This is a genomic window from Guyparkeria sp. (genome assembly GCF_041687595.1).
In the GTDB taxonomy this organism is placed as follows: Bacteria; Pseudomonadota; Gammaproteobacteria; order Halothiobacillales; family Halothiobacillaceae; genus Guyparkeria.
Genome location: NZ_JAWLBP010000009.1, coordinates 1 through 14,054 on the forward strand (window position 1 = coordinate 1; position 14,054 = coordinate 14,054).

The window sequence follows — 14,054 nt, forward strand, 5'->3', positions numbered from 1 at the left end:
TGAGCCGGCCGGTCTTGCTCGGCCGATTCGACGGGGAATTGGCCGACTGCCGCCCCATCAGAATGGACGCCTGTGGAGGGCGGGCTGAAAGGCGCCCCCTTAACCGAAGAACGATATGGCGCGCGGGGAAAAATATTTCTATGCAAACCCTATACAGTGCTTATACACTCAATGTCGTTACTGCCCGACCCGGAGAACCCGAGTGACCCAGACCGCCCCCTTCACCCCAACCCACGACCGCCCCCTCGAGATTGCCGTCGTCGGCTCCGGCATCGCCGGAATCGGCACCGCGTGGCTGCTGGGGCGCCATCACCGGGTCACCCTGTTCGAGAAGAACGATTATCTCGGGGGGCACACCCACACCCACCGCCTGGACGACGGCATGGGCGGAGAGATCCCGGTGGACAGCGGCTTCATCGTCTGCAACCGGCCCAACTACCCGCACCTGTTCGGGCTGTTCGAGACGCTCGGGGTCGAGACGAAGGCCACCGACATGTCCTTCGGCATGAGCATGGACCGCGGCCGACTGGAGTACAGCGGCGACAACCTGAATACCCTGTTCTCCCAGCGGCGCAACCTGCTCCGCCCCGGCTTTTTGCGGATGGTGGCCGAGATCCTGCGCTTCAACCGGCTGGGCAAGGCCGCCCTGCGTAACGCGGGGGCGACTGCGTCTACACTCGACGACATGCCGCTGGGCCAATTCCTCTCCGCCAACAGGTTCCCCCCCCGCCTGCGGGACGACTATCTGCTGCCCATGGCCGCCGCGATCTGGTCCTGCCCGACCCGGCAGATGCTCGACTTTCCGGCCAGAAGCTTCCTGCAGTTCTTCGACAACCACGGCCTGATGAACGTGCAGGACCGCCCGCAGTGGGAGACGGTCGCGGGCGGCTCGCGCGTATACATCGACCGGATACTGGAAGCAGGGACATTCGAGGCACTGACCTCCCGCCCGGTCACGCGCATCGAGCGTCGCGAGGACGGCATCCACCTGCCCGAGCACGGCAGACGCTTCGATGCGGTGGTGTCCGCCGCGCACGCCGACGAGACGCTGGCGATGCTCGCCGATGCGGACGAGCGGGAACGCGACACGCTCGGCGCCTTCCGCTTCCAGGAAAACCGCGCCTACCTGCATCGGGACACCCGGCTGATGCCGACGCGACGCCAGGTCTGGTCGAGCTGGAACTACCTGGGTCGCCGCGAAGCCGACGGCGGCCGCGCCGTAGCGGTGACCTACTGGATGAACCGGCTGCAGAAACTCGAATCCCGTCACGAATGGCTGGTCACGCTCAACCCCTTCGAGCCGCCGCGCGACGAGCTGGTGGAGGGGGAGTTCACCTATCACCACCCGGTCTTCGACGCCCGCACGGTGGCCGCGCAGGCCGAGATCACGGCACTGCAGGGGCACCGCGGGATGTACTACGCCGGTGCCTGGACGGGCTACGGCTTCCACGAGGACGGGCTGGCCTCCGCGGTGGCCGTGGCCCGGCGTCTGGGCGCCGACATCCCCTGGGAACGCGGGGCCCGGGAGGCCGCATGACCTCCGCGCTCTACCAGGGCCACGTGATGCACCAGCGACTGAGCGGTCCGCGTTACCGATTTCGCTACCGGGTGTTCTCGCTGCTGATCGACCTGGACGACCTCGAGGCCGGCTTCCCCGGTCGTCGCCTGCTTTCGCACAATCGCTTCAACCTGTTCTCGGTGCACGACCGCGACCACGGTCCACGCCGCGACATGCCGCTGCGCGGCTGGATCACGGCGACGGCGCGCGCGCACGGCATCGATCTCGACGGCGGGCGCATCCTCGTGTCGGCCTACCCGCGCCTGCTCGGCTACCAGTTCAACCCGCTGACGGTCTGGTACTGCCATGACCGCAACGGCCATCTCGTGGCGATCGACTGCGAGGTGAGCAACACCTTCGGCCAGCATCACCACTACTTCCTGCACGATAGCGGGCGCCCGCTCGAAACACCCTTTCGCACCCAGTCCGACAAGGTCTTCCACGTCTCGCCGTTCCTGCCGATGAACATGCGCTACCACTTCCGCCTCAACCTCCCCGGCGAGCGGCTCGTGGTGGCAATCCGCGAGACGGAGATCGGCGAGGACGGCGAGGTCGACACGCTGGTGGCCACGCATACCGCCAGACGCCGCGCTCTGACCGACCGGCGCCTGCTCGCCGAGTCCCTGCGCGTCCCGTTTCTCACTTTCAAGGTGATCGGCCTGATCCACTGGCAGGCCCTGAAGGTTTGGCTCAAGGGCGGGCGATTCCACAAGAGCCCGCCGCTACCCGAATCGGAGGTCAGCCCATGTCCCTCGTCCCGACACAGAACCTGAACCGCGCGGCCACCGGCGCCGCGCCGACAGACGCCCTGCCCCTGTCCGCCCGCTGGGTGAATCACTTTCTCTCCGGCATCCGCATCGGCCGGGTCCGGGTGACCACCGACGACGGCGGCGAGGCCGAGTTCGTCGGTGCCGACCGTCCCGAGCTCTCGGCCCACTGGCACCTGCATCACCCGGCTCGCCTGTTCTCGCGCATCGCGCGACTGGGCGACATCGGCATTGCCGAGGGCTTTATTGCCGGCGACTTCTCGACCGACGACCTGACCACCCTGCTGGAAATCGGCGCGCGCAACTTCGAGCTGATGGCCCACGACCTGCGACCCGGCTTCTGGGCCCGGCTGGCCCACCGCTTCCAGCACGCCCTGCGGGCCAACCACCGGCGCGGCAGCCGCCGGAACATCGCGTCCCACTACGACCTGGGCAACGACTTCTATCGCCTGTGGCTCGACGACTCGATGACCTATTCGGCGGCGATCTTCGACGAACCCGACGAGTCGCTGGCAACCGCCCACCAGCGCAAGTACGACCGGCTGCTCGATGGCCTTCAGGCCAAAGCAGGCGACCGCATCCTGGAGATCGGCTGCGGCTGGGGCGGGCTGGCCGAGCGCGCGGGCCGGCGGGGTCTGGCGGTCGACGGGCTGACCCTGTCGATCGAGCAACTGGTCTGGGCACGCGAGCGTCTGGAGAACGCCGGGCTGGCCGACCGTGCCCGGCTGCACCTGACCGACTACCGCGACCAGACCGGCCAGTTCGATCACATCGTCTCGATCGAGATGTTCGAGGCGGTGGGCGAGCGCTACTGGCCCACCTACTTCCAGGCCGTGCACGACCGCCTGAAACCCGGTGGCCGGGCGGCCATCCAGGTGATCACCATCGAGGAGGATGCCTTCGAGTCCTATCGCCGCGAGCCGGACTTCATCCAGCTCTACATCTTTCCCGGCGGCATGCTCCCGTCGATCGATCGCTTCCATGCCAACGCCGAGGCAGCGGGACTCGCCGTGCACGAGACCGCCTTCTTCGGCCACGACTACGCCCGCACGCTGGCTCGCTGGCTCGCGCGTTTCGACGCAGCCGAGGACGAACTCGAGCACATGGGATTCGACCACGCCTTCCGCCAGACCTGGCGTTACTACCTCGCCTACTGCCAGGCGGGATTCCTGAACGGACGGATCAACGTCGCCCAGGTGATACTGGAAAGACCGGCCGAGACCCCGTGACCCAGACCGGTTCACTCCCGCTGCGGCAGGTGCTCGCCTACGGCGCCCCAGGCCTGCCGCTGGCGCTGATGGGCATCCCGCTCTACGTCTACCTGCCGCCGTTCTACGCCAACGAGCTGGGACTGGGACTCGCGGCGGTGGGACTTGCCTTGATGCTCACCCGCTTCTGGGACGTGATCACCGACCCGCTGGTCGGGTTTCTTTCCGACCGCATTCCCGGCCGACACCGGCGCAAGGTGCTGATGGCCGCCGGCATCCCGCTGCTGGTCGTCTCCCTGTGGTTCCTGCTGCGCCCCGGCGAGGGCGTAGGGCTTTGGCACCTGTATCTCTGGGGGCTCATCGCCTTCCTCGGCTGGACGCTGATCCAGATCCCCTACACCAGCCTGGGCGCGGAGGCCGACCCGACCCCGCACGGGCGCACCCGGCTGGCCGCCAGCCGCGAAGGACTGGCCCTCGTCGGCACGGTGCTGGCCGCCTCGATGCCGGTCCTGCTGGGCAGCGAGGCGCCCGCCGACGTCCTCGGGGCAGTCTTCTGGCTGATGGCCATCCTGCTGCCGCTGTCCTTCCTGATCATGGGGGCGGGCATGCCGGAACCGACCAGGCACCGCCCCGTGGCCGACTGGCACCACGGCTGGCCTCTGCTGAAACACAATCGCCACCTGCGCGGTCTGCTGGGCGGCTACTTTCTTAACAACCTGGCCAACGGCATTCCCGCCGCGCTGTTCCTGATGTTCGTCGCCGATCGACTGGGCGCGGAGAACTGGCTCGGCACCCTGCTGCTGCTCTACTTCGGCGCCGGCATCGCCGCCCTGCCCGCCTGGACGTGGGCGGCGCGGCGCGTCGGCAAGCGCCGCGCCTGGGGCGCATCCATCCTGCTGGCCGCGGGCAGCTTCGCCTTCGCCCCGCTGCTCGGCCCGGGGGACGCGGCCTGGTTCGCGGTGATCTGCGTCGTCTCCGGGCTGAGCCTGGGCGCGGACATGGCGCTGCCGGCCTCCATCCAGGCCGACATTGCCGGCATCGACAGCGACGAGGGCGGCGGGGATCGTGCCGGGCTGTTCTTCGGCCTGCTGGGGCTGGCGACCAAGCTGGCGCTGGCCGTGGCGGTGGGGCTGGGTTTCGGGGTGCTGTCACTGGCCGGCTTCGAATCCGGCGATGCGGACACCACCGCACTGGCCCTGGCCTATGGCGCCCTGCCGGTGGCCTTCAAGCTGGCCGCCGCGTGGCTGGTCTTTTCCATCCTGACCGATACCGAACCCAACCTCAGGGAGAAAACGCCATGATCCGACGACCCGCCCTGGCGATGACCCTCGCCATCGCCTTTCTCGTTACCGGGTGCAGCAGCATGAAACTCGAACAGTTCCAGGGCACCGAGCCCGCCTTCGACCTCACCGACTACTTCGCGGGCAAGACCTGGGCTCATGGCGTCTTCGAAGGTCGTGGGGGCGAGATAAAGCGCCAGTTCCGCGTGGAGATAGACGGCTACTGGGAGGGCGAGGAATTCGTCCTCGACGAGGACTTCGTCTACGACGACGGCGAGACCGACCAGCGCACCTGGCGCATCACGCCCGGCGACGAGGGCGAATACGTCGGACGCGCCGGCGACATCGTCGGCACCGCGACGGGCCACGAGGTCGGCCAGGCGCTGAACTGGCAGTACACGCTCCGCCTGCCCTACGGGGATTCGACCATCGACGTGAAGTTCGACGACTGGATGATCCGCCGCAGCGAGCACGTGGTCATCAACCGCGCCACGGTCAGCAAGTTCGGCTTCCGTGTCGGCGAGGTGACCCTGTTCTTCGTCAAGTCCGATCCGGACGAGGCCCGGTCATGACCCGGGCAATGCTGCTGGCCGCCGCCCTGGCCGTCACCTCGGGCGTCAATGCCACCGGCATGGCGGCCGACTTCGGAAAGACGCTGGATGAGGCCGACACGACTCTCGTGCTGACCGGCGCCGGCACGGCCAGCTACATGATCTGGGATGTCTACGATGCGGCGCTGTATGCCCCGGCCTCGGCCGAGCAAGCGGCGATCATGGCCGCCGAGGTGCCAATGACGCTGGTCCTGGACTATCACCGAGACGTGGCCGTGGCCGACATCCGCAAGGCGGCCTGGAAAGCGCTGGACGGGCAGTACGACGAGGCCTCCCGAGACGCCCTGCGCCCGAAGGTCGAAACCCTGCACGATGCCATGAGCGACGTCGGCGACGGTGACCGCTACCAGCTCGACTGGCGGCCGAAGATGGAGACGGGAGAAGGCAGACTGGTTCTGAAACTCAACGGCCAGACCCGTTTTGCCAGCGACGATGCCGAACTGGCCCGAGCCTACTTCGGCATCTGGCTGGGCGAGCCGCCGTTGTCGGGCAAGCTTCGCCAGGCGCTGCTGTCCCGGCGGGGCTAGCCCGCGACGGGCTGGCGCGCCTGCTCGGCGGCCTGCCGACGGGCGGGGAGGTAGCGCCACCATTCGACTGCCGGGCCGTCGGCGTCCATGGGACGGATGTAGCGGGCGTGCTCGGCCTCCTTGCCGGTGTTGTCGTAGTCCATGCCGTCCTTGCGGAAGGAGGCGAGGATGCGTTGGCGGGAGATCTCCTCCTTGCCGTCGATCAGCCCCGGGTGGTTACGCAGCACGAAGTCCGGCTGGAAGAAGAAGTAGGTGTGGTCGAAGCCGTAGGGATTGCGCGGATGGTCTTCCGGATAGCAGGTGCCGAAGGCGGTCAGGAACATCGACTCCCCGGCCCACTCGAACTTCCATCCCTCGCGGCCATCCACGCGACGCAGGCAGTCGGAACCGGCCGGGTCGATGCGGTTGAGGCCGTCGAGCAGGCGCGCGGTGATCTCGGCCAGCCGCTCGACCGAGTCGCTCATCGCCGCCGGCAGGCGCAGCGCCAGCCCCTTGAACTTCTCCTTGTGCGCGACAAGCATGAAGTGGAAGAGATCCTCGGCGAAACGGTACACATTGGCCTCGAAACCGATTGATTCCTCGTAGTCTCGCGCGCCCCAGTACTTGCCCGACGGCGCGAAGATGCAACGCGTCCTGTCGACCGCCCCCATGAACTCGAGGTGCGTGGGCGAATAGACCGGCACGTACTCCCGCCTGCGGGGGAAACGTGCCCGGATCACCTCGGCGACCTCGTCGCGCATGGACTGGGCATGCACCTCGGCCATGTGCGCCGGAAAGTGCGCCGCAATCACCGCGAACAGGGTATTGGTCAGGCTCTGCAGGCTGGCCAGACCGTTGACCGGCAGGGCTTCGGCCATCGACGGGGCCTGGTCGTAGAAGTGCAGGGTCGCGGCGAGATCGGCCAGCCGCTCGGGCAGCATCTCGGTGGTGAACAGGGTCCGCCCCTCGTCCGACTGGCAGGTCTTGAGCGCCTTGTCGGCCTGGACGTAGTAGCGGTGGGCGGTCTCCAGCACCAGGAAGGAAAGCAGCGAGAGTTCAAGGTCGTCGGCTTCGCGCGGGACCTGCCAGTCCTGTTCCGCCAGGTGCTCGGCCAGACTGATGGCCGCTGCGTCATCCAGCGTGACACCCCGATCCAGCGCCCAGCTGCCCACCAGCCGACGACCCAGCACAAACTGCTTCATGATATTCATGGCACGCCCTTCTCTATACTCGACCAACTCACCCCACAAGTCACTGTTTTGTCACAACAAAACAGGACATGCGAACACCCCGCCGCGCCGAGCGGATCGCGCAATCTACCGGATTCTGGCGGCAGGCGCAAAGCGCCGGAACAGAAAGTGCCGCCAAGATGGCATAAGCCGTTGCGATGCAACGACTTTTAACGCAGTGGCGCGCTCGGAAAAGCGATTATTCAAAAAACAGGAACACGAGCCGCGGACACCGGACGTCGAGACACCTCTGTGCGCGACGTGTCAGCCGTCGATGACCCGCCACTCGCCGGGCCGCAGGCCGTCGAGCCGGTAGGGACCGACGGCCACCCGGACAAGTCGCAGGGTGGGAAAGCCGACGTGGGCGGTCATGCGGCGAACCTGGCGGTTGCGGCCCTCGGCCAGGGTTAGCCGCATCCAGCTGGTGGGCACGCTCTTGCGGTAGCGCACCGGCGGGTTGCGAGGCCACAGCCAGTCCGGCTCCTCGACCCGCTCGGCCCCGGCCGGACGGGTGGGCCCGTCCTTGAGTGTCACGCCCGCCCGCAGGGCGGCCAGGGCCGCCGCGTCGATCTCACCCTCGACCTGCGCGAGGTAGACCTTGGCGAGCTTGTGCTTCGGGTCGGCCAGTCGCGCCTGCAGCCGACCGTCGTCGGTGAGCAGCAACAGCCCCTCGCTGTCGCGGTCGAGCCGACCGGCCGGATAGACGCCGGGGAAGTCGATCCAGTCGGCGAGCGTCGCCGCCGGGCTGTCCGGCTCGGGCGTGAACTGGGAGAGGCAGTTGAACGGTTTGTTGAAGGCGAGCAGGGTCATCCCGGGGTCATGCGCTGCGCGCGAGCGAGGCCTCGGACCAGGCCTCCCATCGCTCGATCTGGGCGGGGTCCGCACGAACCTGTTCGAGCAGGCCGGCCAGCGCCGACCAGTCGATGCCCTGCCAGGGCTGCGGGGTGGTCGCCAGCGGCAGGTCGCAGACGATCTCGGTAAGCCGCCGCGACAGCCGCACCTGCTCCTCGTGCTCGGCGAGCAGGCCCTGGACACGCGGCGCACCACGGAACTTCATGCCGTAGACGGCCGAGAGGTTGGCATAGATGCCGTCGATGCTCTCGTGCTTGCGCAGCAGGCGGGCGGCCGTGCGCGGTCCGATCCCCGGCACACCGGGGATGTTGTCGGCCACGTCCCCGGTCAATGCCAGCCAGTCGGCCACCTGCCCCGGCATCACCCCGAAGCGGCGCTTGACGTCGCCGTAGGCCATCACCGTGCCGCGCATCGGGTTGTACCAGCGGTCGTCGGGGCCGAGCAGCTGGGCGAGATCCTTGTCGCCGGTGACGATGGTCACCGCCCGCTCGCGACTACGCAGCCTTCCGACCAGCGTGCCGATCACGTCGTCGGCCTCGAAGCCGGGGTGGTCGAGCGCACCGAACCCCGCCGCCTCGGCCAGCTCCCGGCAGCGCGGGAACTGTTCGGTCAGATCGACCGGATGCGGCGGGCGATTCCCCTTGTAGTCCGGGTAGATGGCCTGCCGGTGGCCACGTCCGCAGGGGGCGTCGAATACCGCCGCGATCACCGGCGCCGGGCGGTCGGGCAGCCAGGTGGATTCCACCAGCGCCAGCAGGTAGTCGGCAAAGCCGAGCAGCGCGTTGACCGGTCGACCGGCGCGGTCGGTCCGCCCCTTGTCGTAGACGTGCCATGCCCGCCAGATCTGGGCATGGGCGTCGATCAGCCAGGCGCGATCGCGGCTCATGCCGACCCGGCGACGGGCATCGTGTGCGGGCGGTAGGGGGTGCGAGCCACGCCGTCCTCCTCGGCCGCCCGCGCCACGGCGGCGGGCAGCCGCTCGATCAGGCGCGGGTCGAAGGGCTTGGGCAGGATGGAGTCGGGGCCGAATTCCAGCCGCTCCAGATCGTAGGCGGCCAGCACCGAGGCCGGCACCGGTTCGCGGGCCAGCTCTGCCAGCGCCTCGACACAGGCGATCTTCATGTTGGCGGTGATCCGCCGCGCCCGGCAGTCCAGCGCGCCACGGAAGATGAACGGGAAGGCCAGCACGTTGTTGACCTGGTTGGGGTAGTCACTGCGTCCCGTCGCCATCACCAGGTCGTCGCGCACCTGATGGGCGACCTCGGGCAGGATCTCCGGGTCGGGGTTTGCCAGGGCGAAGACCACCGGGCGTGCAGCCATGCTGGCGAGCATCTCCGGGGTCAGCAGGTTGGGCGCGGAAACCCCGATGAAGGCATCCGCCCCGACCAGGGCGTCGGCCAGCGTGCGCGCCTCGGTACGGGCGGCAAAGCGGCGGTGGTGCGCCGGCAGGTCGTCGAGCCCGGCATGAAGGACGCCCGGGCGATCGACGACCAGCAGGTTCTCTCGCTTCAAGCCCATGTCCAGCAGCAGGTTGAGCGTCGCCGTCCCCGCGGCCCCGGCGCCTACCAGTACCAGGCGGATGTCCTCGAGGCGCTTGCCCTGGAGCTTGAGCGCGTTGGTCAGACCGGCGGCGATGATGATCGCCGTGCCGTGCTGGTCGTCGTGGAAGACGGGGATGTCCATCGTCTCGCTCAGGGCCGCCTCGATCTCGAAGCAGCGCGGGGCACTGATGTCCTCGAGATTGATGCCGCCGAACGACGGCTCGAGCCGCCGCACCGTGTCGATGAAGGACGGCACGTCCTCGGCCTCGACCTCCAGGTCCACCACGTCGATGTCGGCGAAGCGCTTGAACAATACGCCCTTGCCTTCCATCACCGGCTTCGAGGCCAGCGGGCCGAGGTTGCCCAGCCCGAGAATGGCCGACCCGTCCGAGATCACCGCCACCGTGTTCCCCCGACCGGTGTAGCGCCAGACGGCCTCCGGATCGGCGGCAATCTCGCGGACCGGCTCGGCCACGCCGGGCGAATAGGCCAGGGACAGGTCACGGGCGGTCTCGGTAGGCTTGGTGATCGCCGTGGCGATCTTCCCGGGCTGCGGCAGGGCATGGTAGTCCAGGGCGTCCTGGCGGCGCTGCTCGGCAAGGAGACGGTTGTCGGAGTCGGTCATGAGACGCAGGGGCTTGATTGGATTGGATGCCGCATCTTACCAGCGCCCCCCGGAAAAGCGGCACCGATCGACGGTCGTTGGGCGGTCCTGCGCTACGCTGTCGGGCATGAAGTCCACTCACCACGCCACTGGCATTGCCATGCGACTGCTTGCCCTCGGCCTGGTCGCCGGCCTCCTGATCGGCTGGCTGCTGCCCGATCGGACCGGCGCATCCGGGCTCGAGAGCCGCCAGTTGGTAATTGCCGAGGAGCGCTTCATCGTGGAGCTGGCCACCGACCGGGCCAGTCGTCGCCAGGGTCTGATGCACCGCCCGGGGCTGCCTGACGGGCACGGCATGCTGTTCATCTACCCGGACGAGGCACCGCGGGCCTTCTGGATGAAGAACGTGGCCTTCCCCATCGACATCCTGTTTCTCGATGCGAACTGGCAGGTGGTCGGGCTGACCGAGCACGCCCCACCCTGCCCCGGGAGCCACTGCCCGCTGTTCGGCAGCGGCGGCCCGTCACGCTACGTGCTCGAGCTCCCCGCCGGCACCGCCGAACGGCTGGGGCTCGCGGTCGGCACCTCGATCGAGCCTCCGACCAACCTGCCCATACGCGTCGAACCGGCCCGCTAAGGCGACGGTCGGACAACAAAGGGCCTGCGATCGAATCCGGGTTTCCTGAACGAGAAAGGCCCCACGGTCTGTCCGTGGGGCCTGGCTTCTACAGGTCGTTACCGATCAGGCCGCCAGACGGCCGGCGATCACTGCTCCGGCGGGAGAATCAGGATCTCGACACGGCGGTTCTGCGCCCGGCCTTCCGCGGTGTCGTTGGTCGCGACCGGACGGGAGAAGCCGAAGCCCACGGCCTGCATGCGCGACGGATCCACGCCCTGACGCGCCAGGTGGCTGGCCACGCTCTGGGCGCGGTTGACCGACAGGTTCTGGTTGTAGGCAGCCGAACCGGTCGAGTCGGTATGCCCCTCGACGCGCACCACAGTGTTCGGGTACTGACGGATGGACTCGGCGATCCGGGCCAGGGGTTCCTGGAACTGCGGCTTGATGTCGGCGCTGTTGGTGTCGAAGGTGATCGACTCCGGCGCTTGCAGGCGAATGGTGTCACCCTGGCGCTGGACGTCCACGCCGGTACCTTCCATTTCCTGGCGCAGCTGGCGTTCCTGCTCGTCCATCTGCCGGCCGATCAGGCCGCCGACCGTCGCACCGACGGCCGCACCGATGAGGGTGCCACCCGTCTTGTTGCCCGAACCGGCAACGACGTTGCCCAGCAGCGCACCGGCACCGGCACCGACCGTCGCCCCCGTCGCGGTGCTTGAATGCTCGCCCGTATAGGGATTCTGGGCACAGCCGGCCAGTACCAGCACACTGGCTGCGGCGATGAGGATCAATCGTTTCATGGCGTCTCTCCGTGAAGTTGCAAGAAATAAAATGAGCCGGGCACCAACGCGCCGGCGTCGTTCCTTGATCACCAAATATTAGACCAGTTCCACAAGCGCTACTATCAACGCCTCGAGATCGTCATCGGAATGCGTTGCGCTGAACGTGACGCGCAGCCGGGCCGAGCCCTGCGGAACGGTAGGGGGGCGGATGGCCGGCACCATCAGCCCGAGCTCGCCCAGCCGGTCAGCCATGGCCACCGTCCGGGCACTGTCGCCGACCACCAGCGGCTGGATGGGCGTCGAGGAAGGCATCAGGTCGAGCCCGGGCATAGATTCCACCCCGTCGCGGAACATGCCGACGAGTTCCCGGAGCCGGTCCCGCCGCCAGCCTTCCTCGCGCACGATGGACAGCGCCGCGCGGGAGGCCTCGGCCACCGCCGGTGGCTGAGCAGTGGTGAAGAGGTAAGTGCGCGCCCGTTGCAGCAGCACGGCCATCGGCTCGGCCGCCCCCGCGACGAAAGCACCTGCCGTGCCGAAGGCCTTGCCCAGGGTGCCGACGCGCAGGACGCGCGCGCCCGGCACGATGCCGGCGGCCGCGAAGCTACCCCGCCCCTCGTCCCCGAGCACGCCAAAGGCATGGGCCTCGTCGACCACCAGCCAGGCATCGTAGCGATCGGCCAGCACCACCAGGTCGTTCAGCGGGGCGATGTCGCCGTCCATGGAAAAGACGCCGTCGGTGAGGATCATCCGCTCGCCGCGGGCGGTCGACAGGCGCCGCTCGAGGTCTTCCATGTCGCCGTGCCGGTAGCGGGACAGGCGAGCACCGGAGAGCTGGACGGCGTCGACCAGGGAGGCGTGGTTCAGTCGGTCGGCCAGCACCGTGTCACCCCGCCCCATCAGCGCACCAACGACGCCGAGATTGGCCATGTAGCCGGTGGAGAACAGGCGCGCGGCGTCGGTCGCCAGCCACGCGGCCAGTTCCTCCTCCAGCCGCTGGTGGGGGGTGAAGTGTCCGTTGATGAGGTGCGCCGCCCCGGCGCCCACGCCGTATCGCTCCACGCCGCGGTGCATCGCCTCGGCCAGCCTCGGATCGTTCGCCAGGCCGAGATAGTCGTTGCTGCAGAAGACCCGTCGTTCCCGACCGTCGATGCGCATGCGCGGCCCCTGCGGCGAGTCCGCCACCTTCAGCCGCCGGGTCAGTCCCGCGTCGTCCTGCCGCGCCAGCCACTGTGTCCAGTCATGCTTTGTGATAGCGTCACCTTCAATCCGAACCACGTATCCGCCCCCGGTCTCCGCCGGGACGGGCCCGCGCCCCGAGGACCCCCTGCATGCGTCTGCCGGTCAACATCTTCCTGTGGACCTTCACTGCCACGCTGGTGCCGCTGGTGCTGCTGGTCTGGGGCGTGACCAGCTACAGCGAACAACGCTTCCAGGAAGAGATCAACCGCGAGATCGAGGAGAACATAGATTCCCTGATCGGGGAGATGAGCAACCGGATGCGCTACGAGCGCGAGGTGGTGGAGGGCATCGGCCAGTCGCAGGAAATCCAGACGATGCTCAACGCCCTGATGGCCTCGGCGATGGGCATCCGCCACCCTGAGCTGACCTCGATGCGGATCAATGCCAATCGGTTCCTCGCCGGGTTACAGCGCACGGTACCCGGGCTGGGGAGTATCCGCATTCTCGACGCGGCCGGCAACACGATCGTCAAGGTCACCCTGGGGCGGGTGGCCTCCCCCGCCTTCGAGAGTCTCGGCCAGGTCAACTACGTCGAGGAGGAGTTCGACAACGACGAGTTGCTCGGGAGGCTACAGGGCCTGCCCTCGGACGAGATCAGCTTCATGACGCTGCCGGCCTCCTTCGGCGACTCCCTGCCGGATCGAGAGCCCAGCACACTGTATGCCATACGCCCGCTGCGCAACGTGGACGACCGCACCGCGGGCTATGTCGTGGTCAACACCTTCGGCGAGCACCTCGACCAGATCCTGTCGTTCTCGCCCCGACCGCGAGACGGCAAGGTGATGATCATGGAACACAACCCGGGAGAACCCGACCGCGATGGCCTGATCCTCTACGACGACACGCAGGGCATCGACTTCGTCTCGCCGTTCGAGAATGGCAACCCCTTGACCGGCGCGATGGCCTGGGCCATCGACGACGGCGCGTTCTGGAACGCCGCCGTGGCCCAGTCCAACGGCGTCTACCTGGACCGGCACGGCGATCACCGCTACTACTACCAGGAATACCACCCCTACCCGCACAGCCTGGTGTCCTGGTTCGTGGCCATCAAACTGCCAGCCGACATCACCTCCGCCCCGTTCCGCGACATCCGCCTGAGCCTGTTCGGCTTCGGGCTGCTGGCACTGGTGATGAGCCTCCTGTTCGCCGGGCTCGGGGCACGACACTTCGCCCGCCCCATCTCCGGACTGGCGCTGGCCCTCAAGCGGTTCGCCGACGGCGACCGCAACCAACCCATCCCGGTCGACTCGCACACCACCGA

The 14,054-nt window shown here is 68.0% G+C and carries 13 protein-coding genes and 1 pseudogene; 8 read left to right on the plus strand and 6 right to left on the minus strand.

Translation table 11 applies throughout. From position 1 onward, the window contains the following. Nucleotides 1-202: 202 nt before the first annotated feature. The 6 genes from ACESL5_RS02695 to ACESL5_RS02720 are packed head-to-tail and all read left to right on the plus strand — an operon-like array spanning nt 203 to nt 5,951. On the plus strand, nt 203-1,537 hold the full coding sequence (locus ACESL5_RS02695) for an NAD(P)/FAD-dependent oxidoreductase (protein WP_372591243.1): 1,335 nt from the start codon (nt 203-205) through the stop codon (nt 1,535-1,537). Further along, nucleotides 1,534-2,331: a DUF1365 domain-containing protein gene (locus tag ACESL5_RS02700; RefSeq protein ID WP_372591244.1), complete on the plus strand. Its 798-nt coding sequence runs from the start codon at nt 1,534-1,536 to the stop codon at nt 2,329-2,331. Before ACESL5_RS02695 ends, ACESL5_RS02700 begins: the two co-directional genes overlap by 4 nt. Beyond that, a complete protein-coding gene (locus ACESL5_RS02705; RefSeq protein WP_372591245.1) occupies nt 2,304-3,554 on the plus strand; it encodes a class I SAM-dependent methyltransferase in 1,251 nt (416 codons plus the stop codon). Before ACESL5_RS02700 ends, ACESL5_RS02705 begins: the two co-directional genes overlap by 28 nt. Then, on the plus strand, nt 3,551-4,834 hold the full coding sequence (locus ACESL5_RS02710; protein ID WP_372591246.1) for an MFS transporter: 1,284 nt from the start codon (nt 3,551-3,553) through the stop codon (nt 4,832-4,834). Before ACESL5_RS02705 ends, ACESL5_RS02710 begins: the two co-directional genes overlap by 4 nt. Next, entirely contained in the window at nt 4,831-5,385 is a 555-nt protein-coding gene (locus tag ACESL5_RS02715) for a DUF3833 domain-containing protein (RefSeq protein WP_372591247.1), read from the plus strand. Before ACESL5_RS02710 ends, ACESL5_RS02715 begins: the two co-directional genes overlap by 4 nt. Beyond that, complete coding sequence (locus tag ACESL5_RS02720; RefSeq protein WP_372591248.1) at nt 5,382-5,951, plus strand: chalcone isomerase family protein; 570 nt, start codon at nt 5,382-5,384, stop codon at nt 5,949-5,951. The genes ACESL5_RS02715 and ACESL5_RS02720 overlap by 4 nt, the downstream gene beginning before the upstream one ends. Here the strand turns inward: ACESL5_RS02720 and ACESL5_RS02725 are convergent. The 4 genes from ACESL5_RS02725 to ACESL5_RS02740 all read right to left on the minus strand — a co-directional run bounded on the left by ACESL5_RS02725 (nt 5,948) and on the right by ACESL5_RS02740 (nt 10,177). Further along, nucleotides 5,948-7,141, minus strand: coding sequence for a hypothetical protein (locus tag ACESL5_RS02725; protein WP_372591249.1), 1,194 nt, complete (start codon nt 7,139-7,141; stop codon nt 5,948-5,950). The two genes, ACESL5_RS02720 and ACESL5_RS02725, sit on opposite strands and share 4 nt — an antisense overlap. A gap of 282 nt (nt 7,142-7,423) precedes the next feature. Continuing rightward, the gene (locus ACESL5_RS02730; RefSeq protein ID WP_372591250.1) at nt 7,424-7,969 is read right to left on the minus strand and encodes a pseudouridine synthase; all 546 of its coding nucleotides are present in this window, start codon (nt 7,967-7,969) and stop codon (nt 7,424-7,426) included. Nucleotides 7,970-7,976: 7 nt separating this feature from the next. Further along, a complete protein-coding gene (locus tag ACESL5_RS02735) occupies nt 7,977-8,897 on the minus strand; it encodes a 5'-3' exonuclease H3TH domain-containing protein (protein ID WP_372591251.1) in 921 nt (306 codons plus the stop codon). Continuing rightward, a complete protein-coding gene (locus ACESL5_RS02740; RefSeq protein WP_372591252.1) occupies nt 8,894-10,177 on the minus strand; it encodes a malic enzyme-like NAD(P)-binding protein in 1,284 nt (427 codons plus the stop codon). Before ACESL5_RS02740 ends, ACESL5_RS02735 begins: the two co-directional genes overlap by 4 nt. A gap of 106 nt (nt 10,178-10,283) precedes the next feature. Between ACESL5_RS02740 and ACESL5_RS02745 the strand changes: the two genes are divergently transcribed. Further along, on the plus strand, nt 10,284-10,793 hold the full coding sequence (locus ACESL5_RS02745) for a DUF192 domain-containing protein (protein WP_372591253.1): 510 nt from the start codon (nt 10,284-10,286) through the stop codon (nt 10,791-10,793). A 128-nt stretch (nt 10,794-10,921) separates the two neighbouring features. Here ACESL5_RS02745 and ACESL5_RS02750 read toward each other — a convergent pair whose 3' ends face one another. Together ACESL5_RS02750 and bioF are read right to left on the minus strand one after the other, a co-directional pair. After that, nucleotides 10,922-11,572 carry an OmpA family protein gene (locus ACESL5_RS02750; protein ID WP_372591254.1) on the minus strand — a complete coding sequence of 217 codons (651 nt, stop codon included), beginning with the start codon at nt 11,570-11,572 and terminating at the stop codon, nt 10,922-10,924. 78 nt (nt 11,573-11,650) lie between these two features. Continuing rightward, nucleotides 11,651-12,829 carry an 8-amino-7-oxononanoate synthase gene (gene bioF / locus ACESL5_RS02755; protein ID WP_372591255.1) on the minus strand — a complete coding sequence of 393 codons (1,179 nt, stop codon included), beginning with the start codon at nt 12,827-12,829 and terminating at the stop codon, nt 11,651-11,653. 53 nt (nt 12,830-12,882) lie between these two features. Between bioF and ACESL5_RS02760 the strand changes: the two are divergent. Further along, a pseudogene (locus ACESL5_RS02760) lies at nt 12,883-14,054 on the plus strand (hypothetical protein); the annotation flags it as partial.

Bases quoted from the DNA above. Each gene is read 5' to 3' on its own strand.
- ACESL5_RS02700 (WP_372591244.1), top strand. From the start codon at position 1,534: ATGACCTCCGCGCTCTACCAGGGCCACGTGATGCACCAGCGACTGAGC.
- ACESL5_RS02705 (WP_372591245.1), top strand. From the start codon at position 2,304: ATGTCCCTCGTCCCGACACAGAACCTGAACCGCGCGGCCACCGGCGCC.
- ACESL5_RS02715 (WP_372591247.1), top strand. From the start codon at position 4,831: ATGATCCGACGACCCGCCCTGGCGATGACCCTCGCCATCGCCTTTCTC.
- ACESL5_RS02720 (WP_372591248.1), top strand. From the start codon at position 5,382: ATGACCCGGGCAATGCTGCTGGCCGCCGCCCTGGCCGTCACCTCGGGC.
- ACESL5_RS02725 (WP_372591249.1), bottom strand. From the start codon at position 7,141: ATGAATATCATGAAGCAGTTTGTGCTGGGTCGTCGGCTGGTGGGCAGC.
- ACESL5_RS02730 (WP_372591250.1), bottom strand. From the start codon at position 7,969: ATGACCCTGCTCGCCTTCAACAAACCGTTCAACTGCCTCTCCCAGTTC.
- ACESL5_RS02735 (WP_372591251.1), bottom strand. From the start codon at position 8,897: ATGAGCCGCGATCGCGCCTGGCTGATCGACGCCCATGCCCAGATCTGG.
- ACESL5_RS02740 (WP_372591252.1), bottom strand. From the start codon at position 10,177: ATGACCGACTCCGACAACCGTCTCCTTGCCGAGCAGCGCCGCCAGGAC.
- ACESL5_RS02745 (WP_372591253.1), top strand. From the start codon at position 10,284: ATGAAGTCCACTCACCACGCCACTGGCATTGCCATGCGACTGCTTGCC.
- ACESL5_RS02750 (WP_372591254.1), bottom strand. From the start codon at position 11,572: ATGAAACGATTGATCCTCATCGCCGCAGCCAGTGTGCTGGTACTGGCC.